General features: G+C 42.7%; 22 protein-coding genes, 2 tRNA genes and 1 rRNA gene. 12 read left to right on the top strand and 13 right to left on the bottom strand.

Annotated elements, in window-relative coordinates:
- Nucleotides 1-103: 103 nt before the first annotated feature.
- Together PY091_RS16105 and PY091_RS16100 are read left to right on the top strand one after the other, a co-directional pair.
- Entirely contained in the window at nucleotides 104-946 is an 843-nt protein-coding gene (locus PY091_RS16105; protein WP_166247349.1) for a hypothetical protein, read from the top strand.
- Between the two features lie 380 nt (nucleotides 947-1326).
- Nucleotides 1327-1866, top strand: a complete 540-nt coding sequence (locus PY091_RS16100) for a DinB family protein (RefSeq protein ID WP_166247350.1) — start codon at nucleotides 1327-1329, stop codon at nucleotides 1864-1866.
- 173 nt (nucleotides 1867-2039) lie between these two features.
- Here PY091_RS16100 and PY091_RS16095 read toward each other — a convergent pair whose 3' ends face one another.
- Together PY091_RS16095 and PY091_RS16090 are read right to left on the bottom strand one after the other, a co-directional pair.
- Nucleotides 2040-3257, bottom strand: coding sequence for a site-specific integrase (locus PY091_RS16095; protein WP_166247351.1), 1218 nt, complete (start codon nucleotides 3255-3257; stop codon nucleotides 2040-2042).
- Nucleotides 3258-3483: 226 nt separating this feature from the next.
- A tRNA-Lys gene (locus tag PY091_RS16090) sits at nucleotides 3484-3556 on the bottom strand.
- A 118-nt stretch (nucleotides 3557-3674) separates the two neighbouring features.
- On the opposite strand from PY091_RS16090, the gene PY091_RS16085 reads away from it, so the two are divergent.
- Nucleotides 3675-4184, top strand: coding sequence for a shikimate kinase (locus PY091_RS16085; protein WP_275650620.1), 510 nt, complete (start codon nucleotides 3675-3677; stop codon nucleotides 4182-4184).
- On the opposite strand, the gene PY091_RS16080 is transcribed toward PY091_RS16085, so the two are convergent.
- Both PY091_RS16080 and PY091_RS16075 read right to left on the bottom strand, forming a co-directional pair.
- Nucleotides 4176-4673: a phosphoribosyltransferase family protein gene (locus PY091_RS16080; RefSeq protein ID WP_275650619.1), complete on the bottom strand. Its 498-nt coding sequence runs from the start codon at nucleotides 4671-4673 to the stop codon at nucleotides 4176-4178. The genes PY091_RS16085 and PY091_RS16080 overlap by 9 nt on opposite strands.
- A 36-nt stretch (nucleotides 4674-4709) precedes the next feature.
- Nucleotides 4710-5081 (bottom strand): RNA-binding S4 domain-containing protein, encoded by a 372-nt coding sequence (locus PY091_RS16075; RefSeq protein WP_275650618.1) that lies wholly within the window; start codon nucleotides 5079-5081, stop codon nucleotides 4710-4712.
- A gap of 78 nt (nucleotides 5082-5159) precedes the next feature.
- Between PY091_RS16075 and PY091_RS16070 the strand changes: the two genes are divergently transcribed.
- Entirely contained in the window at nucleotides 5160-6110 is a 951-nt protein-coding gene (locus PY091_RS16070) for an FKBP-type peptidyl-prolyl cis-trans isomerase (protein ID WP_275650617.1), read from the top strand.
- 75 nt (nucleotides 6111-6185) lie between these two features.
- Here the strand turns inward: PY091_RS16070 and PY091_RS16065 are convergent, their stop codons facing one another.
- The 3 genes from PY091_RS16065 to PY091_RS16055 are packed head-to-tail and all read right to left on the bottom strand — an operon-like array spanning nucleotide 6186 to nucleotide 8664.
- Entirely contained in the window at nucleotides 6186-6797 is a 612-nt protein-coding gene (locus PY091_RS16065) for an outer membrane beta-barrel protein (RefSeq protein ID WP_275650616.1), read from the bottom strand.
- 51 nt (nucleotides 6798-6848) lie between these two features.
- Nucleotides 6849-7802: a transketolase family protein gene (locus PY091_RS16060; protein ID WP_275650615.1), complete on the bottom strand. Its 954-nt coding sequence runs from the start codon at nucleotides 7800-7802 to the stop codon at nucleotides 6849-6851.
- Nucleotides 7803-7818: 16 nt separating this feature from the next.
- Complete coding sequence (locus PY091_RS16055; RefSeq protein ID WP_275650614.1) at nucleotides 7819-8664, bottom strand: transketolase; 846 nt, start codon at nucleotides 8662-8664, stop codon at nucleotides 7819-7821.
- Nucleotides 8665-8819: 155 nt separating this feature from the next.
- Here PY091_RS16055 and tgt point away from each other — a divergent pair, with 155 nt between their 5' ends.
- From tgt to PY091_RS16030, 5 genes are all read left to right on the top strand, one after another.
- On the top strand, nucleotides 8820-9950 hold the full coding sequence (gene tgt / locus PY091_RS16050; protein WP_275650613.1) for a tRNA guanosine(34) transglycosylase Tgt: 1131 nt from the start codon (nucleotides 8820-8822) through the stop codon (nucleotides 9948-9950).
- Nucleotides 9950-11032 carry an LptF/LptG family permease gene (locus PY091_RS16045; RefSeq protein ID WP_275650612.1) on the top strand — a complete coding sequence of 361 codons (1083 nt, stop codon included), beginning with the start codon at nucleotides 9950-9952 and terminating at the stop codon, nucleotides 11030-11032. Before tgt ends, PY091_RS16045 begins: the two co-directional genes overlap by 1 nt.
- A 114-nt stretch (nucleotides 11033-11146) precedes the next feature.
- On the top strand, nucleotides 11147-12100 hold the full coding sequence (locus PY091_RS16040) for an acetyl-CoA carboxylase carboxyltransferase subunit alpha (protein ID WP_275650611.1): 954 nt from the start codon (nucleotides 11147-11149) through the stop codon (nucleotides 12098-12100).
- A 167-nt stretch (nucleotides 12101-12267) separates the two neighbouring features.
- Nucleotides 12268-13815: a replicative DNA helicase gene (gene dnaB / locus PY091_RS16035; RefSeq protein WP_275650610.1), complete on the top strand. Its 1548-nt coding sequence runs from the start codon at nucleotides 12268-12270 to the stop codon at nucleotides 13813-13815.
- The gene (locus tag PY091_RS16030) at nucleotides 13799-15109 is read left to right on the top strand and encodes an asparagine synthetase B (protein ID WP_275650700.1); all 1311 of its coding nucleotides are present in this window, start codon (nucleotides 13799-13801) and stop codon (nucleotides 15107-15109) included. Before dnaB ends, PY091_RS16030 begins: the two co-directional genes overlap by 17 nt.
- Here PY091_RS16030 and PY091_RS16025 read toward each other — a convergent pair.
- Both PY091_RS16025 and PY091_RS16020 read right to left on the bottom strand, forming a co-directional pair.
- Nucleotides 15106-15993: a dienelactone hydrolase family protein gene (locus tag PY091_RS16025; protein WP_275650609.1), complete on the bottom strand. Its 888-nt coding sequence runs from the start codon at nucleotides 15991-15993 to the stop codon at nucleotides 15106-15108. The two genes, PY091_RS16030 and PY091_RS16025, sit on opposite strands and share 4 nt — an antisense overlap.
- Nucleotides 15994-16084: 91 nt before the next feature.
- Nucleotides 16085-16876 (bottom strand): HAD family hydrolase, encoded by a 792-nt coding sequence (locus PY091_RS16020; RefSeq protein WP_275650608.1) that lies wholly within the window; start codon nucleotides 16874-16876, stop codon nucleotides 16085-16087.
- Between the two features lie 98 nt (nucleotides 16877-16974).
- Between PY091_RS16020 and PY091_RS16015 the strand changes: the two genes are divergently transcribed.
- Nucleotides 16975-17397: a secondary thiamine-phosphate synthase enzyme YjbQ gene (locus tag PY091_RS16015; RefSeq protein ID WP_275650607.1), complete on the top strand. Its 423-nt coding sequence runs from the start codon at nucleotides 16975-16977 to the stop codon at nucleotides 17395-17397.
- 101 nt (nucleotides 17398-17498) lie between these two features.
- Here the strand turns inward: PY091_RS16015 and rplT are convergent, their stop codons facing one another.
- The 4 genes from rplT to thrS form a co-directional block, all read right to left on the bottom strand.
- The gene (rplT, locus tag PY091_RS16010) at nucleotides 17499-17843 is read right to left on the bottom strand and encodes a 50S ribosomal protein L20 (RefSeq protein WP_014033571.1); all 345 of its coding nucleotides are present in this window, start codon (nucleotides 17841-17843) and stop codon (nucleotides 17499-17501) included.
- Nucleotides 17844-17935: 92 nt separating this feature from the next.
- Complete coding sequence (gene rpmI, locus PY091_RS16005) at nucleotides 17936-18133, bottom strand: 50S ribosomal protein L35 (RefSeq protein WP_108245191.1); 198 nt, start codon at nucleotides 18131-18133, stop codon at nucleotides 17936-17938.
- Between the two features lie 46 nt (nucleotides 18134-18179).
- The gene (gene infC / locus PY091_RS16000; RefSeq protein WP_275650699.1) at nucleotides 18180-18731 is read right to left on the bottom strand and encodes a translation initiation factor IF-3; all 552 of its coding nucleotides are present in this window, start codon (nucleotides 18729-18731) and stop codon (nucleotides 18180-18182) included.
- 35 nt (nucleotides 18732-18766) lie between these two features.
- Nucleotides 18767-20707 (bottom strand): threonine--tRNA ligase, encoded by a 1941-nt coding sequence (gene thrS / locus PY091_RS15995; RefSeq protein WP_275650606.1) that lies wholly within the window; start codon nucleotides 20705-20707, stop codon nucleotides 18767-18769.
- 716 nt (nucleotides 20708-21423) lie between these two features.
- Between thrS and PY091_RS15990 the strand changes: the two genes are divergently transcribed.
- Nucleotides 21424-22949, top strand: a 16S ribosomal RNA gene (locus tag PY091_RS15990).
- 106 nt (nucleotides 22950-23055) lie between these two features.
- Nucleotides 23056-23129, top strand: a tRNA-Ile gene (locus tag PY091_RS15985).
- Nucleotides 23130-23169 lie beyond the last annotated feature (40 nt).

The raw sequence follows: 23169 nt of genomic DNA, 5'->3' as shown, positions 1-23169 counted from the left end.
CTTTCCTTAACCTTTAACTTATTGAGTTATAAATCCGATTATCGGGCCTATAATATGTTATTCATTTAAAGAATATTTTAAAATTCTCTTAAAGATTACAACCATGAAACAGCGAATCCTAACAAGTGTATTGGTTTTGGTTATATCCACTGCTAGCGTTTATGCCCAAAAAGTGAAGAGAAAATGGTATATCATAAAGGATGCAACTGATCTGTACTACAGTAATGGTGAAAAAACCAAAAAGAAAATAGTCAAAAACATATACCTGGGTGAGAACAACGAGCTCTCATATGATACTGACGACCATTATGAAAAAAAGGAGATTGAATCATTATTGTTACCTAAATACAAGAAAGCCGACGTCTTTCAGAAGGAGAATGAGCTTAGAGTTTATTTTAGGCCAATTCCGGAGAACGGCAAATTAAAATTACTTGAAAAGTCCAAAATAGAAGAAAAAAACGCAGGAGGGTATTATTTTTACGAATTGAAAGAACGCACATCTAGAACCTTGGATTATCGAGGTTTTATCATGGGGGCGGTAACAATCCCCTTTAAATACTACTTGGGTAGCAAGGACAATGATAATGACGCTGGAAACCTTTCTGCAAATTTTAATATAGGTACGCACCTTGGATGGATATTCTGTGGTAAAGAGCACTTCTATTACTATGCCGGTCAAAAGAAAAGTGTTTTTAGTGAACAATCCATAAACATTCTTTTCAACACTACTCTAGTACCGCTCAATGCTGAAAACACAGAGCCAGATATCGATAACAACACCAATGTCATAATGCCATCTTTTGGGTTGGCTTATATCTATTCATTTAATGGTTTTGAGATCATAGGAAGTATTGGCTATGATATTCCCTTGGGTTCAAATGCAAATACATGGATACATAAAGGGTATCCGTGGTTAGGTATAGGCTTCGGTTTTGGTATTTTCTAGATTATTCATAGAAAACATCGAATTACAACGAAATCTATACGATTTAATTTGGATAAGGAACTTAAACATTCAAATCTTAAACTACTTGAGTTTTGAAAAGCATACATTTTCAAACGAATCTGAAATATCCTCAATCAGCGACATTTTCATTAAGTATCCCACTTAAGGACAGCCTTATTTCCATTTTGATTTTCTGATTATCCTTAGGATACTTTAATTTACCGAACGAGTATTATTAACAAGGACTTTTTCCCTAACTTGTGCAATACGGTCATCTACCAATGCGCTTTTCGGCTGCTGTTTTCTATTGCTCCAGACCTATTTATGCATACAAAATTGTGGTAGCTGCCTACCGTTTTAAGTAATTAAAAACAAGAATTATGAATCAAATAAAATGGTTTGAAAGAAAATTTGATTTCTCGTATGAACAGAATATTTTCCCTTCTATTGTGGAGCGACTTGAAGGAACATCAATCCGAATAAAATCAAAACTGGAGACCATTCCATTTGATTTACTAGAAACCAAAAATGGTGGTAAATGGTCCATTAAAGTGAATGTTGGACATTTGAGTGACTTGGAACCTTTATGGAAAATTCGACTGGGTGAGATATTGAATGATGAGGAATATCTAAGTTCTGCTGATCTAGAGAATCAGAAAACCGAAATTGCTCTACACAATAATAAGTCTATAGATGACTTAATTTTTGAATTCGAAGGATTAAGGAAAACAACTTTAGAGCAATTATCAAAGCTAACAGAAAAAGATGTTTACAGAACCGCCTTACACCCAAGATTATTGCAACCAATGCGAATAATGGATTTGTTTTTGTTTGTTGCCGAACACGATGACCATCATTTAGCAAGAATTACGGAAATAATAAGGGCACATGACAATGATATAAGCAGTGCAAGCTTATAATTATTGGAAATAAGACATTTATAAAGACCTATTATAGGCTTTTTGTCTTCTGGTGATTTTAGTTTTAATAATGTATGAAATATCAGTCATAGAATAGTAAAAAACATCAATATGAATGAAAAATCATTCAATACTTTTTGATGCTCTACCATACTAGATAAAATCTTTTTACCTCACAACTCATATTTTCCCTCAAGTAAACTCATATCATCATGTAATTTCTTGTCGATTACCTTGGCATATATTTGAGTTGTCTTTAAGGATTGGTGCCCAAGCATCTTGCTGACCGATTCAATTGAAATCCCATTGGACAGTGTTACAGTTGTCGCAAATGTGTGACGAGCCAAATGAAAGGTTAGCTTCTTTTTAATCCCGCAACAAGAAGCAATTTCCTTTAGGTAGGCGTTGGTCTTTTGGTTGCTGACAACTGGTAGTATTGTTTCTGTACCCATGATTTGCGAATGGTCTTTATACTTGAGCAATATTTTTTCCGCAATGGGGAGTAAGGGCACTGTGCTCAAAGAGTCTGTTTTCGCCCTTTTGATTTTGATCCATCGTTTGCCACCAATACCATCTACTATGTGGTTATTTGAAAGTTTTTTGACATCTACGTAGGCCAACCCAGTAAAACAACAAAAAACAAAAACGTCCCGTACCTGCTCTAAACTTTTTGACTCGGGTTCCGTTTCCATTATAGCCCTTAGTTCTGCTTCGGTCAGAACATCTCTTTCCACTTTTTTCCATTCGGCCTTCCAATAATAGAAAGGGTCTTTTTTCACCCAATTATTGGCAAAGGCCATCCTCATGATTTTTTTGAAGTTGACAACATATTTGGTAACTGTATTTTGGTTACCAACTTTTTGGGTCTTTAAATAATGATGAAATCCATTGACGAAGTTTAAATCCACCTCCATAACATATAGGTCGGACACTTTATATTCCTTTTGGATAAAGCCGGCAAGATGGTTCATTGTGCGTACGTGCCTGCGGTAAGCTCCATAGGAATAGTCAGATCCGATCAACTCTTTGATCTGGGCATTGTGTTCTTCATAAATGGCAAGGAGTGTTTTATGGGCAGTTCCTTTGCCCAGAAGTTTGTTTTTGATGGTCTCGGCATTGAAAGGTTTCTTTTTGACGACCAGCTTTGAATGGATTTCATAAGCTTTGGATTCTAGCTGGTCCATGTAGTGGTTCAGCTCTTTGGCCTCCTTGCTCGAGCCTTTTAACCTTCCTTTGTTGGAACACCATTTTTCGGGACTTGTTTTTCGTTTGATACTGAGCTCTGCCCGATGACCGTTTACGGTAATCCTGAGATAGATACCAGCTTTTCCGGTTTTGTCCAATTGGGCCTTTCTGAGATAGTGGATTAAAGAGAATGTTTTTGTTTCCATTTGTCATCGATTTGCTGATTCAATTTTGTTCCGGAACATTTGAAAAAAAATGTTCGCAGCGTTTTTAACATTGATCAGGTGCCATTTTTGCGGATTCTAAAACCGTTCACCGAATCGTTCACCGCGATATATGGTACTATTTGATATCAAATGAAATCAATAAAAACAAAAAAGTCTGTAAATCAACGATTTACAGACTTTTTGAATTTCCTTAAAACGGAAAAAGTGACCTGACTGGGGCTCGAACCCAGGACCCTCTCCTTAAAAGGGAGATGCTCTACCAACTGAGCTATCAGGTCTCCTATATGTGCCCAGCTGTTTGGCTAAGCGGGTGCAAATATAACATCAATAATTAATTTTCCAAGGTGAATTAATGATAAATTTGTGTTTTTTTGAAATCGATTAAAATTCTAGAAGATGAAAATAGTTTTGATGGGATATATGGCAAGTGGAAAGTCAACGGTTGGAAGGTTGTTGGCCAGTCAATTAGGAGCTCGTTTTGTAGACTTGGACGATTATATTGAAGCGTCTGAAAAAAAATCGATCAAAAACATTTTTTCCGAAAAAGGTGAAATCTATTTTAGAAAATTGGAGCATCAAATGCTCAACGAGGTTCTGGAAAGTGACGAATCCATAGTCTTGTCAACCGGTGGAGGCACCCCTTGTTATGCCAATAATATTCAAATTATTCTTGAAAAATCCGATGGCTCCGTTTATTTAGGGATGACCATTCCACAATTGGTCGATAGAATTTCCAAAGAAAAGGAACACCGTCCCTTGGTTAAAAATATTCAGGACCAAGAACTTCCCGAATTTATCGGAAAGCATCTTTTTGAGCGGATACCATTTTATGCCCAAGCAAAATATAAGGTAGACGGTAGCGGAACAGCGGAAGAGGTGGTAGCGGAAATAAGACGTTTACTCTAGGTATACCGCATTGTTTTTTGTTTCGAACACCACCTTTATGTGCTCGTTTAAGGAGGTGGATAGGGAAATTCCCTTAAAATCTGCCTTGATCGGATATCTTTTATGGTTCCTATTGACCAGCACAGCCGTTTTCAATTGCTTGATCGGTGTCTTTAAAAAATGGTGTGTCCCATAAATGAGAGTGGTACCGGAATTCAGGACATCATCTACAAGTACAATGGATTTATTCGTGTAATCATCAAAGGAAAGGGAAGTGGTCACTCCACTTTGTAGGGGATTTTTTTTATCCATGTCCACTTTGCAAAAAACAATTTTGGCATCCGTTATCTTATTGAGCACGGCGATAATTTTTTTGGCAAAGCTCTCCCCGCCGCCATTGATTCCTGCAACTACGATTTCTTTTTCGTCCACATTGGTTTCATAGATCTGGTAGGCGATACGTTTTGTAATGTGCTGTATTTGGTCGTGGGATAAAATGCGGTTTACCATAGTGTTCGTTGCTTGATTCAAAGATATAAAAACAGTTTATTCCGGCTCGTCCAAAAAATCATCCAAGTCACGCCTGTCCTTTTTTGTTGGTCTTCCAAGGCCTTTCTTTCGATAGTGTTTTTTGGCATATTGGAGCAGTTCATTGTGCTCAAACGCCTCTTTCGGGGTGGTGTCCTTGCGATATATGTCCACCAATTTAGCCCCTACACGGCTTTCCGGAAGGTCGAGTACCGTAAGTTCATAGTCGATCTGATTCTTTCTCACGGTAATCTTGTCCATAGGAAAAACATCGCGAGATGCCTTTACTGCACTGCCATTGACTTTTACCTGTCCTTTTTTTACGGCATTGGACGCAATGCTACGTGTTTTAAAGTATCTGGTGCACCAAAGGTACTTGTCTATTCGCATGGTCTTCGCAATTCTTTGTTAATGGACAGAGCAAAAATAACGGAAAATTGTATCTTGCGCGCCTAAATATCAGACTTGATGAGGTACGGAGTATTTCTTTTTTTATGTTTTGCAGTAACGCTCATATCATGTAACAACGATGATGACAACGGTGTTATCGAGGTGCCGCCCAGCTTGCTGAGCGATGTTTCGCCAGAGGACGATGAGACCATTAGGGAGTTTTTGAGTACCCACTTTTATAATTATGAGGATTTTGCGACTCCGCCCGAAGGGTTCGATTACAAAATTGTCATAGATACCATTGCAGGGGACAATGCCAACAAACGCTCATTGATGGAGGATGCCGAATCCTTTACGTTAAATGTATCTTCAAGTCATTTGGGATTGAGTGCCGGGGAAGAGGATATACCACATACCTACTACTATATTGAAGTAATGGAGGGTGGCGGTGGAAGCCCGACCTATGCGGATTCCACATTGGTAAGATACCAAGGGTCTGCTTTGGATGGCACCTTGTTCGATGAAAGCCAGGACTTTACTTGGCAAGAACTGCCTTCTACTTACCGTGGCTATGGGGACGGTATTTCCAAGATGAACGCTGGATCACCTGGTCAGATCATAGAAAATCCCGACGGTACTTATGATATATCCGATAGAGGGATGGCCATTTTGGTACTGCCTTCAGGATTGGCCGCATTTAACAGAAGTGTGGGTGCAGCAGGCACGTATGCTCCTGTATTGTTCAAAGTTGAATTGGGGCTTTATGTGGAAGATACCGATAGTGATAATGATGGAATTCCTTCCATAATGGAAGACTTGAACAACAATAGATATTTGTTGGACGACAATACGGATGCTGACAGTGAGCCTTTTAATGCACCTCCAAGTCCAAACTATAGGGATGCGGATGATGACGGTGATGGAGTGTCCACCAGAAAGGAAATTTCCGATGATGACGGTAACATTATATTCCCTTATCCAGATGCCGATGGTGATGGTGTTCCCGATTACTTGGATCCAGACAACTAGTAGTGAAATTTATATCGATAAAAAAAGCCCCGCTGATTTCAGCGGGGCTTTTTCATGTAATAAAAAAAATAAGTTTTACAATTTCAATGATGCTGCAAAGATGATCTGTGATGGTCTTGTATCCACTCTACCGGATATATCGGTAATATTATTCCCTATGAACCTTGCCTCGTTTTCAGAGAACCCTCGTTCATAGCGCACATCAAGTCCCAATCTGCCTAAATTGACACCAACTCCGGCATTTAAACCAACAGTGAAGTCATTTTCGACATCTTGCGCATCCAAATCGCCCAAATCGTTCTTTAGGGTATATTGAAATGCTGGACCTGCGAAAATATGCAATGGACCAATCAATTTATATCCTAATAGCACTGGAAGATCTAATTTGGAAACATCATAATCTTGGGAATCCCCACCTACATCATAAGAACTCTTGGTCTTGGAATAAACCAATTCCGGTCTCAAATAAATTTTTGGAAAATCCAATTTGCCCCAAATCCCAAAATGGTATCCGGTTTTTCCTTCGGCGCCTTCAACAATATCCTGTCCGCCGTCGCCTACGGAGCTTATCAAATCACCATTTTTGTTGTAGGATAGACCAGCTTTTACACCGAAGCCCGAGCCGCTCTGGGCCATTGCTGCAGAACCGATAAGAGCCAATACAGCTACTAGAAAAGTTTTTTTCATAAGTGTTGTTTTAAAAGGTTGAGAATATTCCAAAGGAATATCCTATTGAAACTATTTACGCTTCAACACTTTTAAAACGGCTGCTTCTATGGCTTTATTGTTCAGTCCGTACTTCTCCATCAATTGGTCTGGTGTTCCACTTTCACCAAAAGTATCCTGTGTTGCCACAAACTCCTGTGGGGTAGGGTGGTGGGTAGCCAAAACACGGGCGACACTTTCTCCCAGGCCTCCCAGATAATTGTGCTCTTCGGCGGTCACCACACATCCGGTTTTTTTAACGGAGTCCAAAATGGCTTTATCATCCAAGGGCTTAATGGTGTGAATATTGATCACTTCGGCGGATATACCTTGGTTTTCCAAATTTTCGGCAGCCAACAAAGCTTGCCATACCAAGTGTCCTGTCGCCAAAATGGTGACATCGGTCCCTTCGCTCAGCATCAAGGCCTTACCAATCTCAAAGGTTTGGTCCACGGGTGTAAAATTCGCCACTTTTGGCCGGCCAAACCTAAGGTAAACGGGTCCATGATGTTCTGCAATGGCAATGGTCGCCGCTTTGGTCTGGTTGTAATCACATGGATTAATGACCGTCATTCCGGGCAACATTTTCATCAAGCCGATATCTTCCAATATTTGGTGGGTAGCCCCATCTTCACCAAGGGTCAACCCAGCGTGGGAGGCACATATTTTCACGTTTTTATCCGAATAGGCGATGGACTGTCGTATTTGATCGTACACCCTGCCCGTGGCAAAATTTGCGAAGGACGAGGCAAAAGGAATTTTTCCCCCAATGGTCAATCCGGCCGCAATACCCATCATATTGGCCTCGGCAATCCCTACTTGGAAGAACCTTTTTGGGTTTTCCTCTATGAACGTTTCGATCTTCAATGACCCGATGAGGTCGGCACAAAGCGCCACTACATTGGGATTTGTTCTCCCAAGTTCTGTCATTCCCGCACCAAATCCGCTACGTGTATCCTGTTTTCCTTGATCTGTATATTTAGTCATTGTATATTGTTCTTTATTAGTAATCGCCTAAAGTTTCGGGGTTTTGCTCCAATGCAATGGCCAATTGCTCATCGCTCGGTGCTTTTCCGTGCCATGCATGGGTATGCATCATAAAATCAACGCCGTTGCCCATTTCAGTGGTCATGACCACGCAGACGGGTTTTCCTTTTCCGGTTCGGCTTTTGGCTTCATTAAGGCCGGCAATTACCTGCTTGAGATCGTTACCGTTCTCGATTTCGAGTACATCCCATCCGAACACTTTAAACTTTTCTGCAACATCTCCCAATGGAAGGACATCTTCGGTACCACCATCGATCTGTTGGCCGTTTCTGTCCACCGTGGCAATAAGATTGTCTACTTTGTTACCAGCAGCAAACATGATCGCTTCCCAATTTTGGCCCTCTTGGAGCTCTCCATCTCCATGGAGGCTGAACACTAGGTGATCGTCACCGTTCAATTTTTTTGCCAGTGCCGCACCAATGGCCACGGACATTCCCTGTCCCAAAGAACCGGAAGCCACGCGGATTCCAGGAAGACCTTCGTGAGTGGTAGGGTGTCCCTGTAAACGCGAATCGATCAATCTGAAGGTGTTTAATTCTTCGACGGGAAAGTATCCTTTTCTGGCCAGGACACTATAAAATACGGGGGAAATATGTCCATTGGATAGGAAAAATAGGTCTTCACCTATTCCATCCATATCAAATCCATCCTTTAGGTCCATTATCTCGTTATATAGCGCAACAAAAAACTCGGTGCAGCCCAATGATCCACCAGGGTGTCCCGAATTAACCTTGTGGACCATTCTTAAAATGTCCCTTCTTACCTGTACTACCAGGTCCTGTAATTCTTCCGTTTTCGGCATTGTGTGAATATTTAGATATCAAATGTAATGGCATTATCGGTAGAAAACAAGTCAAGTACCGGCACGTAATCTATTGAATATGTTGGGAAACTTTATTTTTTTGTTAAGGATGAACGATACAGAGTTGGTTATATTTGCGGTTCTAAAACGAACAATTGGATTTTACCTTAATACAAAAGGACAGTAAGAGCAAGGCCAGGGCAGGTAAATTGACCACCGATCACGGTGATATTGAGACCCCGATATTTATGCCCGTTGGTACAGTGGCATCCGTAAAAGGGGTGCACCAAAGGGAATTAAGGGACGAAATAAATCCCGATATCATTCTGGGCAATACCTATCACCTTTATTTAAGGCCGAAGACCGGAATCTTGGAAGAGGCCGGTGGGCTGCATAAATTTATGGGGTGGGACAGACCGATTTTGACCGATAGCGGCGGATATCAGGTATACTCCCTTTCGGGTAACCGTAAGATAAAGGAAGAAGGGGTGAAATTTAAATCGCATATCGATGGCTCACGACATGTATTTACCCCTGAAAATGTAATGGAGATACAGCGTACCATAGGTGCGGATATCATTATGGCGTTCGATGAGTGTACGCCTTACCCCTGTGATTATCAGTATGCCAAACGTTCGATGCACATGACACATAGGTGGCTTGATCGATGTATGAACCATTTGGAGACGCTACCTTATACCTATGGTTATTCCCAAAGCTTTTTCCCCATTGTCCAAGGGTCCACTTATAAGGATTTGAGGAAACAGTCCGCTGAATATATAGCATCGGTAGGAGCGGAAGGTAATGCCATTGGAGGGTTGTCCGTTGGGGAACCTGCCGAGGAAATGTACGAGATGGCCGAATTGGTCTGCGATATACTGCCGGAGGATAAGCCCAGATATCTTATGGGGGTAGGGACTCCCATCAATATTTTGGAGAACATTGCCTTGGGCGTGGATATGTTCGATTGTGTGATGCCGACACGAAATGCAAGGAACGGTATGCTGTTCACCGCACACGGCACGATCAACATCAAAAACAAAAAATGGGAGAACGATTTTTCCCCTATAGATGAAATGGGCATCACTTATGTGGATACCGAATATTCAAAGGCCTACTTACGACATTTGTTCGCTGCCAACGAATATTTGGGCAAACAGATCGCCACAATTCACAACCTTGGTTTTTATTTATGGTTGGTACGTACCGCAAGAGAACGTATTTTAGCCGGAGATTTTTTGGAGTGGAAGACCAAGATGGTCGACCAAATGGATAAAAGATTGTAATGTTCACCATACTCGATAAATATATCCTAAAACGTTACTTGATCACCTTTATGGGGATGCTATTGCTGTTTGTGCCCATTGGTATCATGGCGAATTTGGCCGAAAAGATCGGAAAGATCATTGACAACGAGGCGCCATTGGCAGAGGTAATAGTATTCTATGGTAACTTTACCCTGGTAATCGGAAATCTGCTATTGCCCATATTTTTATTTCTTTCCATAATTTTCTTTACCTCCAAGCTGGCCAGTAACACGGAGATCGTGGCTATTTTAAGTTCGGGAGTTTCATTTGGCAGGTTTTTAAGGCCTTATTTTGTGGGAGCCACCTTGGTCGCTATTTTAATATTTATGATGGGGATGTTCATAGTCCCCCATGCCAGTATCGGTTTTAACGAATTTGAATACAAATACTTTAAAAAAGGCAAGAGGGACAGGGTTACAGAGAATATTTTCAATCAGCTGAACGAACAGGATTATATCTATGTGAGCAGTTTTGATCCCAATCGCCAGATAGGGTACAATTTTACCTATGAGCATTTTGACTCCATAGGTAAATTGGATTATAAGATTTCAGCGAGTAATATTCGTTGGATAGAAAAGGACAGTATATATAGATTGACCAATTACGAAAAGAGGGAGGTGCGCAACGAGACGGAATATATCAATGCCAAGAGGAGATTGGACACCGTTTTCTCTTTTCAGATCGATGACCTGACCCCTGTTTCATATGTGGCGGAAACAAAGAACCTTTTTGAACTCAATGAGTTTATCGAGGATCAGCGTAGAAAAGGGGCATCCAATATCAATGCCTATGTTTTGGTAAAGTACAAGCGTTGGGCACTTCCCATTGCTGCCTTTATACTGACGGTCATAGCGGTTGCCGTGTCCTCCGTAAAACGTAGGGGAGGTATGGGGCTCAACCTGGCATTTGGTATAGGTGTGGCTTTTGTGTACATCTTTTTCGATAAGGTTTTTGGGACCTTGGCGGAGCAATCAGGATTTTCCCCGTTGCTGGCCGTGGTGATTCCCAACCTGTTGTTTGGCGTTTTTGCCGTTTATATGCTAATGAAAGCCAAGCGCTAGATCATCATTGTCAATGTATCGTATTGACGTTAAAAGACTTGTATATTTCATGTGAGTATTCCATAATGTTATATATTTGTCCCCATTGTTTTTCGTGAAAATAAAAGACTTCCCATGGAATATCTAGAATTTGAACTCCCTATCAAAGAACTTGAAGATCAACTTCAAAAATGTATGGTGATCGGGGAAGAAAGTGATGTTGACGTTACAGAAACTTGCTCGCAGATCGAGAAAAAACTAGCTCAGACCCGAAAGGATATCTATAAAAACCTTACCGCTTGGCAAAAAGTTCAATTGTCAAGACATCCCAGTAGACCATATACCATGGACTACATCAATGCCATTTGTGGGGACACCTTTTTGGAACTGCATGGAGACAGGAACGTTAAGGACGACAAGGCGATGGTCGGCGGACTTGGTAAGATAGGTGAGCAGAGCTATATGTTCATCGGTCAGCAAAAGGGATACAACACCAAAACCCGTCAATACCGTAATTTTGGGATGGCCAATCCCGAGGGATATAGAAAGGCCCTAAGGTTGATGAAATCCGCCGAGAAGTTCAAGATTCCCGTGGTATGTTTTGTGGATACTCCAGGGGCATATCCAGGTATTGAAGCAGAGGAACGCGGACAGGGAGAAGCCATTGCCCGAAACATTCTGGAGATGACACGCCTTAAAGTGCCGATCATCGTGATCATTATCGGTGAAGGGGCCTCGGGCGGTGCATTGGGTATCGGTGTTGGGGATAAAGTACTTATGTTGGAAAACACCTGGTATTCGGTAATCTCACCAGAATCCTGTTCTTCCATTCTATGGAGAAGTTGGGAGTACAAGGAGCAAGCCGCCGAAGCGTTAAAATTAACGGCCACCGATATGAAAAAGCAGGGATTGGTAGATGAGATCGTCAAGGAACCACTTGGCGGGGCACATGCCAACCGTGCAAAAACATTTGAAACCGTTGCCGATAAAATTTCCTCACATTTTGAAGAGCTCAAAAAGTTATCACCAAAAGAATTGGTGAAAACACGCATGGAAAAATATGCGAACATGGGCGTTTTCAGTGAATAATTCTTGATTATCAAGGGTTGGTCTATTTTATTAGGTTATATCCTTGATTTTTTTTATGTTATCAACAGGTATTTTAAGTTATCAACATATGGAATGTTGAGTACCTGTGGAAATCGCACCTATCTAAATTAAAGTTAACTAAAGGTTAATTAGCTACTTTCGTATTCATGGAAAAACCTAGCCCCATCATAGGACATAGAGTGGACAAATCTGCCCTTATCAATCTTGAGAAAGGTAAAATACCACCTCAAGCTGTTGATTTAGAAGAAGTTGTGCTTGGGGCTATGATGATTGACAAAAAAGGTGTCGATGAGGTAATCGACATTTTGCATCCTGATGTTTTTTACAAGGATTCACACAAGTACATATACGAGGCCATCTTTAAATTGTTCGAATCATCCGAACCGGTGGATTTATTAACGGTTTCTTCCCAATTGAAGAAGGATGGCAAGCTGGAAGCCGTAGGAGGTGATTTTTATTTGATCAAACTCACCCAAAAGGTAGCTTCTTCTGCCCACATTGAGTTCCACGCAAGAATCATCCTTCAGAAATATATTCAGCGGAGCCTAATCAAAATATCCAACGATATAATCGAGGAAGCCTATAGCGATGCAACGGATGTATTCGACCTTTTGGACAATGCGGAAGCAAAGTTGTACGAAGTGACCCAAGGAAATTTAAAACGTTCCGCGGAAACCGCCCAAAATTTGGTGATTCAAGCTAAAAAGAGGATCGAAGAGATTTCCAACAAGGAAGGTTTGAGTGGAATTCCATCAGGTTTTGATAAGTTGGACAAGCTTACCTCTGGATGGCAGCCCAGTGATCTGATCATTGTAGCCGCACGTCCAGGTATGGGTAAAACAGCCTTGACGCTTTCCATGGCACGAAATATAGCCGTTAATTCGGAAATTCCTGTAGCATTTTTCTCTTTGGAGATGTCATCTGTACAATTGATCACACGTTTGATCTCTTCGGAAACTGGCCTTTCCTCAGAAAAGTTAAGGACAGGAAAGTTGGAGAAACATGAATGGGAACAGTTGAACGTAAAGGTGAAGACCTTGGAAAAGGCCCCATTGTTCATTGACGATACTCCTTCTCTTTCCATTTTTGACCTTCGTGCCAAGGCAAGACGATTGGCATCCCAGCACGGCATTAGACTCATTATTATTGATTACCTGCAATTGATGACGGCTGGAGGTAGTCAAAAAGGAGGTAATCGTGAACAGGAGATTTCTACGATTTCCCGAAACCTTAAAGCTTTGGCGAAGGAATTGGACGTACCCGTGATAGCACTTTCACAGTTGTCAAGGGCCGTGGAGACCCGTGGTGGCAGTAAGCGACCCATACTTTCGGATTTGAGGGAATCCGGGGCAATTGAGCAAGATGCGGATATCGTATCATTTATTTATCGACCAGAATACTACAAAATTGACGAGTGGGACGACGAGGAGCGCACGCCTACCCAAGGTCAAGCTGAGTTTATTGTGGCCAAGCACCGTAATGGTGGTTTAGAAAATATTAGGTTAAAATTTGTGGGCGCTCTGGGTAAATTTGATAACTTGGATGACTTTGACTCCCCATTCGAATTCCAATCGAAGATGAATGCGGACGAAGACAACCCCTTTGCGACACCAAATCTTCCGAGTGCGGACGACGCTTTTGGTAGCGCAATGAACAGTGATGATGACCCAGATGATAATGACGTGCCATTTTAAAAATCCACTTTCTAAAGTGCCATTTCGAGCAAAAGCGAGAAATCTCACCTTCATTTTTCTATTGTTTTTTTTTATTAAAACATCCGCCTCCGTTATCCTGGTTCCCATGGATGATGAGGGGCAGAAAAATCATTTAAAGGCATATGGGATTACTTATTGGGTATTGTCCAAACAACAAAAGGTACAATGGTTGCTCAATTACAGGGGCGGCTCCTTTTTATTGCCCGATGGTGATGCCATACGTAAAGAATGCCAAATAAGAGGGGTTTCTTTTGAAGTACTTTCTGATGGACAGGCCAATCAGATTTTGGATGAAATAAGCAGTCCCTCGCAGAACCAGGATGCCGTAATTTTGGAAAAAGCTCCTAAGATAGCGGTCTACTCCCCCAAGGGTAACCAACCTTGGGACGATGCCGTTACCATGGTGCTTACCTACGCAGAGATTCCCTACACCACCATTTATGATACGGAAGTACTGGGCGATAAACTGGCCCTTTACGATTGGTTGCACTTGCACCACGAGGATTTTACAGGCCAATATGGACGTTTTTATGGACATTACCGTGCGGCTCCCTGGTATATCGAGGATAAGGCGAAAGCTGAAGAGCTGGCCCAAAGTCTTGGATACGCTAAGGTGTCCGAGGAGAAGTTGGCCGTAGCCCTTAAAATTAGAAATTACGTGATTGGTGGTGGGTTCATGTTTGCCATGTGTTCCGCTACCGATAGTTTTGATATTGCCCTGGCGGCCGAAAATGTGGATATCTGCGAACCCATGTTCGATGGCGACCCATCGGACGCGAACTACCAGTCCAAATTAGATTTTAGCAATACATTCGCCTTTACCAATTTTACCCTGGAACGCAATCCCCTTCGCTATGAATTCTCATCGATAGATATGACCAACAAAAGGGCTAATGTGCCCAAAGAGTCGGACTATTTTTCATTGATGGAGTTTTCTGCCAAATGGGACCCGGTTCCGACCATGTTGACTCAAAACCATACAAGTCTGGTCAAGGGATTTATGGGGCAGACAACCGCTTATACCAGGGCACAGGTAAAACCGACCGTGATGGTATTGGGAGAGAACAAGATCAATGGGGAGGCTAGATATATCCATGGCATAAAAGGGAAGGGTTTTTTTACTTTTTATGGTGGACATGACCCTGAGGATTATCAGCATAGGGTAGGGGACCCCAAAACGGAACTGGAGCTTCACCCCACTTCGCCAGGCTATCGATTGATCTTAAACAATGTGTTGTTCCCTGCTGCCCGTAAAAAGAAGCAGAAGACCTAACTCAAATGATTTTTAAAGAACTCAACGGTTCTTTTCCAGGCCAAGTCGGCCGAGGCTTCGTCAAAACGAGGTGTGGTATTGTTATGGAACCCATGGTTGACCTCGGGGTAGAAATGAACCTCATAATCCTTGTCGAGCTCTTTTAATTTAGCCTCGTAATCCTCCCAACCGGCGTTTACCCGTTCATCCAAACCAGCATAATGAATCAATAGGGGTGCGTTGATCTGTGCTACCTCCTCATCCGAAGGTTGGCTTCCGTAAAATGGTACGGCCGCTGCCAAATCAGGAACTTTTACGGCCATCATGTTGGATATCCAACCGCCAAAACAAAACCCCACCACACCTACTTTTCCATTACAATCCTCATGGTTTTTGAGATAGTTATAGGCGGCTATAAAATCTTCCAACATTTCGTTGCGATCTCGTTGTCGTTGTAGCGTTCGGCCCTCATCATCGTTTCCGGGGTACCCTCCAAGTGGTGTGAGGGCATCCGGGGCCAAGGAAATAAAGCCTGCTTTTGCAGCTCTGCGGCCAACATCCTCAATGTAAGGATTGAGGCCACGGTTTTCGTGTACCACAACGACACCTCCCATTTTTCCGTTATGGTCTTTAGGCTTGGATAGCAATCCTTTGATCTCACCACCACCATTTGGTGAATTGTAAGTGATGAATTTGGAATCCAGTTCCGGGTCGTTGGGTGATACGGTAAGGGTGTCCTTATAATTGGGCATTATAAAGCTCATCAACGAAGCCATGGTAATACCTCCAACGGCGTACATGGAAAGTTTTTCCATGAACTCCCTACGGTCTATCTGGTTGTGGGCATATTTATCGTACAGGTCAAAGACCTCTTGTTTAATGTCATCTTTTTTTAAGGGTGCCATAGTGGTGTTGCTTTATAGTTCGTCCCTTAAGGTACAAATTTTATAATAGCAAATCACTTAGCGTGAGCAGGGTAAGGCGCTGCTTGGGTTGTTAGAGCAGTTTTTCCAATATGCGCTCCACACCAAAATCGTCGTTGCTGGAGGTGGTGTATTTGGCGGTCTTCAGCACATTGGGATGTGCATTGGCCATGGCAAAACTGTAGTCGGAAAGCTCCAACATTTCCAGATCATTGTTGTAATCCCCGAAGACCATGATTTCATTGGAGGCCACATTATATTGGTCCATTACCTTTTTTAAGGCGTATCCTTTGTGTGCATCCATATCGGAAACATCCACCCAATTGGCACCGGAGACTTTTACTTTTAGGTCCCCTTCCAAATGTTTTACATTGGGATAAATGTGCTTTTCGGAATTTTCAAAATGATAGATGGCGATCTTTAACACCTCTTCATCCACCTCCTTTTGATCATCCACAATATGGAACTCGGAATAATATTCCTGTAGCATCTCCAAAAATTCATTGCTATCGCCCCCTACAAATGCGTTGTTCTGGCAACAAAGTACGGGATGTACATTTGGTAAAGGCCGAACGGTGTCCAGGATTCTGTCGACTTCGGTTTTCCCGATAGGAGTGGTCAATAGGGTTTTTCCCTGCTTTTTGATCAGAGCCCCGTTTTCGGCGATCACAAGAATTTCATTTTTGATGGAGTCCAGTTTATCCACCATGCTATGGTACTGTCTTCCACTTGCCGCCACAAAGGCGATGTTTTTCTTTTTGAGTTCTTCGAAGATTTCAAAAAAACGTGGACTCACCTCGTGTTTGGAATTTAAAAGTGTTCCATCCATGTCGGTCACCACCATTTTGATTTGTGAAAGGTCCATTCCAATAAATTAAGCTGTAAAGTTATTTGTTATTCATGGAACTGGCCTGCTGTTTTGGTAAACTTTATATTAATTTCGGGGAAAGAAGGTTTTATTACATGAATTTTTATCAGACAGAAATACGCCTGCGACCGTATTCCAGAGGTTTTCATTTGATCACTGAAACGGTAATGGATGCCATACCGGAACTAAGTGAGATAGATAAGGGTTTCCTGCAGGTTTTTATAAAACATACCTCGGCCAGTCTTACAATCAATGAGAACGCCGATCCAACGGTAAGGACGGATTTCGAAAGCCATATCAACGAAATGGTCCCCGAAAACAGACCCTACTATGTGCACAATTATGAGGGTCCCGACGATATGCCTGCACATATCAAAGCTTCATTGATGGGGGCCTCTGTTCAGGTTCCCATAACAAAAGGCCGACTTAATATGGGAATTTGGCAAGGGATTTATTTGTGCGAGCATAGAAACCATGCCTCGGGAAGGACATTGGTGTTGACCGCCTATGGTCTATAGGAGTGTGGCATTAGATGCTTTATCCCCGATGGGGGTACTAAAAACAAAAGATCCCGCACAAGGCGGGATCTAAATAAGCGGGGTAAGTTTATATTAGCTTTTTATTTTACTTTCTCAACAATTGCTTTGAAAGCATCTGGGTGGTTCATGGCCAAATCGGCAAGAACTTTTCTGTTAAGTTCGATACCATTGGCTTTTACCTTGCCCATAAATTGAGAGTAAGACATTCCGTGCATTCTGGCACCCGCGTTGATACGGGTAATCCATAGGGAACGGAAAGTACGCTTTTTGTTTCTTCTGTCACGGTAAGCATAAAGCATTGCTTTTTCTACCGCATTTTTGGCTACTGTCCAAACGTTTTTACGTCTTCCAAAGTAACCTTTGGCTTGCTTCATCACTTTTTTTCTTCTAGCTCTTGAAGCAACTGAATTTACTGATCTTGGCATAATGTGTCATTTTTTTGTAGCAGGCGTCCCAGTTATTGGGAACTTTGAAGGGCCCGACTCCATGGTTAATAAATAATGTACCTGTCGAACAATTATTTTAAACGTAATTGTTCTTTGATGTTGTCCTCGTCCGCTTGGTGAACCAAGGTAGAGTGGGTCAACTTCAGCTTGCGCTTTTTCGATTTTTTAGTCAAAATGTGACTCTTAAAAGCGTGCTTTCTCTTGATTTTACCAGTTCCTGTCAGCTTAAAACGCTTCTTGGCACTGGATTTTGTTTTCATCTTAGGCATTTTCCTAGTATTTAACTCCGCTTATTGTTCCGGACTGTGTCCGGTTTTATTTTTTACTCGTTTTTGGTGCGATGAACATGGTCATACGCTTGCCCTCCAATTTGGGCATTTGCTCCACCTTACCAAGATCTTCTAGTTCTTGGGCCAATCTGAGCAGTAATATTTCACCTTGGTCTTTATAAACGATGGATCGTCCTTTAAAGAACACATAGGCTTTAAGTTTGGCACCATCCTTCAAGAATTTCTCTGCGTGTCTTTTCTTGAATTCATAATCATGATCGTCCGTCTGCGGTCCAAACCTGATTTCCTTCACAACAACTTTACTTGCTTTGGCCTTCATGGCCTTGTCTCGCTTCTTTTGTTCGTAAAGGAACTTTTTATAGTCCATTATTTTACAAACGGGAGGTTCTGCGTTTGGTGATATCTCCACCAAATCCAACTCCTGTTCGTTGGCTAAATCCCTAGCTTTTGAAATGGGGTAAACGCCCATTTCAACATTATCGCCCACAAGCCTTACTTCCCGGGCCTTTATTTTTTCATTGATATTGTGAGGGTTTTTGTTTTCCCTCCTGGGTTGGGGTCTAAATCTTCTTCTAATTGCTATGACGTAAACTTTTTAATTAAACTTAATTTTTAGAACGACTTTAAGGTACTATTTATTTCAGTAGTTACCAAGTCTGAAAATGCATCTACGCTCAAACTGCCCAAATCATCCCCTCCATGGCGCCTTACCGAAATGGTCGCGGACTCTTCTTCTTGTTCCCCCACGATGATCATGAAAGGAATTTTTTTGAGTTCCGCCTCACGGATTTTTTTCCCTACAGTCTCGTTCCTGTTATCAATGAGCGCGCGAATTTCGTGATTTTCTAATGAATTCAAAACTTTTTCGGCATATTTTTCATGTTTCTCACTGACGGGCAGAACGATAGCTTGTGTTGGAATCAGCCATAACGGGAAGTTTCCTCCGGTATGCTCTAATAACAAGGCCACGAATCTTTCCATGCTTCCAAAAGGTGCACGGTGGATCATTACGGGCCTGTGGAGTTCATTGTCGCTTCCTTTATAGGTAAGGTCGAAACGTTTTGGCAGGTTGTAATCTACCTGTATGGTTCCCAACTGCCAGTTTCTTCCAAGGGCATCCTTAATCATAAAGTCCAACTTGGGTCCGTAAAAAGCGGCTTCACCACTTTCCACTACATAGTTGAGCCCTTTCTCCTCAGCAGCACTAATGATGGCCTGCTCGGCTTTCTCCCAGTCGTCCGTGTTACCGATATATTTGTCGGGATTTTCAAGGTCCCTTACAGAAACCTGGGCGGTAAAATCTTCAAAGCCCAACGAGTTCAAAACATATAAGGTAAGGTCTATCACATTTTTGAACTCATCGTTCAATTGTTCGGTCGTACAGAAGATGTGCGCATCATCCTGTGTGAATCCCCTAACCCTGGTGAGACCGTGCAATTCCCCACTTTGTTCGTATCTATAAACCGTACCGAATTCAGCATAGCGCTTGGGTAAATCCTTATAACTGAACGGATGGCTATTGTATATTTCGCAATGGTGCGGACAGTTCATTGGTTTCAACAGGAATTCTTCATCCTCTTTGGGTGTATGGATAGGTTGAAAGCTATCCTCTCCATATTTGGCATAGTGGCCAGAGGTTACATATAGTTCCTTTTGACCAATATGAGGGGTAACGACCATTTCGTAACCCGCTTTCTTCTGTGCTTTTTTCAGGAACTGTTCCAAGCGTTCGCGCAAGGCAGCTCCATTGGGCAACCAAAGCGGTAGACCTTGGCCGACCTTTTGTGAAAAAGTGAAAAGTTCCAGTTCCTTGCCGAGTTTTCTGTGGTCTCTTTTCTTGGCTTCCTCCAAAAGATGCAAATACTCGGTAAGCTCTTTTTGTTTTGGGAACGAAATACCGTACACACGAGTCAACTGTTTGTTGTTCTCGTCACCTCTCCAATAGGCACCTGCAACACTTAAGAGTTTGATCGCTTTGATTATTCCCGTATTCGGAATATGTCCCCCACGGCATAGATCGGTAAACGAGCTATGGTCGCAAAAGGTAATGGTACCGTCCTCAAGATTCTCGATCAGCTCCACCTTATATTCGTTTCCTTGTTCCTTATAATAGGAAAGAGCATCGGCTTTGGAAACACTTCTCATTTTATAATCGTGCTTGCCCCGGGCAATTTCCAGTGCCTTTTTTTCGATTTGCGGAAAATCCTTTTCTGAAATGGATCGGTCTCCAAAATCAACATCATAATAGAAGCCGTTCTCAATGGCCGGACCAATGGTGAGTTTAATACCAGGATAAAGCTCTTCCAATGCCTGGGCCACCACGTGGGAGGTGGAGTGCCAAAAAGCTTTCTTGCCTTCATCATTGCTCCATGTATATAATGTGAGGGTGCCATCGCTGGTCAAAGGGGTTACTGTTTCCACAACGGTATCATTGAATTTGGCAGAAATAACATTTCTGGCTAATCCTTCACTAATGCTTTTAGCGACCTCCATGGGCGTGGTTCCCTTTTCAACTTCTTTTACAGCACCATCTGGCAGTGTGATCTTTATCATGTTCGAACTTCTATTTTTTATAATCGAGAGGACAAAGATAATACCTTGTATAGATGCTACAATACTTCCCTTATATATAAACACTTTTTTTCTGTGATGAATAAGGTATATGCACTTCTTTTCCGGGTTGAAGTAAAATGAAAAAACAGGTGGTTTTGAAATTTTAAAAAAAATCGTATTTTTATCTGCTTTGTTTTCAGTCAATTGAATGCAAATTGGACAAGATGTTGGGAAATGCTCTTGTTTATTGTTGAAATGGTGTTACATTTGCAGCCCGAAAAACAACAAAGGCTTTGTTTTTTGGCAAGTTCAGAAGCTTATTGACAAACAGTTTTGACGAGTTGGAAAGACTGAAAAAAAATATTTAAAAAAGCATTGTGTAATCAAATAAACCGTTTTACATTTGCAGCCCGAAAAACACCAAGGTGTTTAGAGGGAAAGTTCTTGTAAAATGATTGTTTTTTGAGGTCAAGAAAATGTTTTGATTTTTTTCAAAAAAAGCTTGCCAGTTTAAAAAACAGTTGTAAATTTGCACCCGCTTTACCGACGAGGTAATGTGGTGAAAACCGAGAGAGGATAAATGTTGATGAAGATGTTTCGGTTTTAAGAATAAAGAAGTTCATATACATATTGTAACGACAGCGTAGAATTAAGAACAAACCATTTTGATGCGAGGGCTCGGATATTTCGGGTGTCGGACAGACATTCAAGGAAATACAATGAAGAGTTTGATCCTGGCTCAGGATGAACGCTAGCGGCAGGCCTAACACATGCAAGTCGAGGGGTAACAGGGAAAAGCTTGCTTTTTTGCTGACGACCGGCGCACGGGTGCGGAACGCGTATGGAACCTGCCCCTGTCAGGGGAATAGCCCAGGGAAACTTGGATTAATGCCCCATAGTATCGGGATATCGCATGATATTCCGATTAAAGATTTATCGGACAGGGATGGCCATGCGTACCATTAGTTAGATGGTGAGGTAACGGCTCACCATGGCAGCGATGGTTAGGGGCCCTGAGAGGGGGATCCCCCACACTGGTACTGAGACACGGACCAGACTCCTACGGGAGGCAGCAGTGAGGAATATTGGACAATGGGCGGGAGCCTGATCCAGCCATGCCGCGTGCAGGATGACGGCCCTATGGGTTGTAAACTGCTTTTATACGGGAAGAAACGCACCTACGTGTAGGTGTCTGACGGTACCGTAAGAATAAGGACCGGCTAACTCCGTGCCAGCAGCCGCGGTAATACGGAGGGTCCGAGCGTTATCCGGAATCATTGGGTTTAAAGGGTCCGTAGGCGGGCCTGTAAGTCAGGGGTGAAAGTTTGTGGCTCAACCATAAAATTGCCTTTGATACTGCAGGTCTTGAGTCATGGTGGGGTTGCCGGAACATGTGGTGTAGCGGTGAAATGCATAGATATCACATAGAACACCGATCGCGAAGGCAGGTGACCAACCATGTACTGACGCTGATGGACGAAAGCGTGGGTAGCGAACGGGATTAGATACCCCGGTAGTCCACGCCGTAAACGATGGATACTAGCTGTGGGGACTTCGGTCTCCGTGGCCAAGCGAAAGTGATAAGTATCCCACCTGGGGAGTACGTTCGCAAGAATGAAACTCAAAGGAATTGACGGGGGCCCGCACAAGCGGTGGAGCATGTGGTTTAATTCGATGATACGCGAGGAACCTTACCAGGGCTTAAATGCAGGCTGCATGGGGTAGAGATACCCCTTTCTTCGGACTGCCTGCAAGGTGCTGCATGGTTGTCGTCAGCTCGTGCCGTGAGGTGTCAGGTTAAGTCCTATAACGAGCGCAACCCCTACCGTTAGTTGCCAGCATGTCAAGATGGGGACTCTAACGGGACTGCCGGTGCAAACCGTGAGGAAGGTGGGGACGACGTCAAATCATCACGGCCCTTACGTCCTGGGCTACACACGTGCTACAATGGCCGGTACAGAGGGAAGCCACCCCGCAAGGGGGCGCGGATCTACAAAACCGGTCACAGTTCGGATCGGGGTCTGCAACTCGACCCCGTGAAGCTGGAATCGCTAGTAATCGGATATCAGCCATGATCCGGTGAATACGTTCCCGGGCCTTGTACACACCGCCCGTCAAGCCATGGAAGCCGGGAGTGCCTGAAGTCCGTCACCGAGAGGAGCGGCCTAGGGCAAAATCGGTAACTAGGGCTAAGTCGTAACAAGGTAGCCGTACCGGAAGGTGCGGCTGGAACACCTCCTTTCTAGAGAAAGAGACGCCCGGATGTCCGGGTCCTGCACGAGGTGGTTGTTACGTTTTGCGCTGTCGTTTATAATATGTTACAAATACTGGCGATAAAAGGCCAAGACAGTCTCATAGCTCAGCTGGTTAGAGCGCTACACTGATAATGTAGAGGTCGGCAGTTCGAGTCTGCCTGAGACTACGATGAAAAAGTTCATTGAGTACTGAAATTAGGAAATTCT

This window comes from Flagellimonas okinawensis (assembly GCF_029194005.1).
GTDB classification, from domain to species: domain Bacteria; phylum Bacteroidota; class Bacteroidia; order Flavobacteriales; family Flavobacteriaceae; genus Flagellimonas; species Flagellimonas okinawensis.
The sequence above is the reverse complement of the archived record's forward strand: the minus strand, read 5'-3'. Positions and strand labels throughout refer to the sequence as shown.